The organism is Vibrio sp. 10N.222.52.B7 (assembly GCF_041474275.1).
Classification (GTDB): domain Bacteria; phylum Pseudomonadota; class Gammaproteobacteria; order Enterobacterales; family Vibrionaceae; genus Vibrio; species Vibrio crassostreae_C.
The window spans coordinates 1-335 of the sequence record NZ_JBFRTU010000650.1 but is presented as its reverse complement, the minus strand read 5'-3'; the positions used below and the strand labels follow the sequence as shown (position 1 = coordinate 335).

The 335-nt window shown below is 47.5% G+C and carries 1 protein-coding gene; it reads right to left on the bottom strand.

Annotated elements, in window-relative coordinates:
- On the bottom strand, positions 1 to 335 hold a 335-nt coding region (locus AB4512_RS24645), incomplete at both ends, for a ChbG/HpnK family deacetylase (RefSeq protein WP_372176101.1).

Genomic DNA, 335 nt, shown 5'->3' with positions numbered 1-335 from the left:
GGGTGGCACATTAACTCAAGCACACCGTCAGGCATTATAGCTTGGTAGCTCAGCAATAAATCTTGCAGGCCATTCTGTGATACGCCTTCGTCAAAGAAACGCATGTCGAAAGCATCTGGCGTTGGCACTCGCAGTGCATCTTGGCCACTTAGGATGTTATCGATTCTTCTAACTGGCAGACCAATGCGATTCACTGTGCGGGTAAACGCTGCTTTTAGAGATTTAAATACACCACCAAAGTGATGGCTGTCGATATGGTTAATCTTTAAACCGGCATCGACAGCGGCTTGATATTGCGCGTTGAGTTCGAGCATCACCTCACCTTCATCCACATC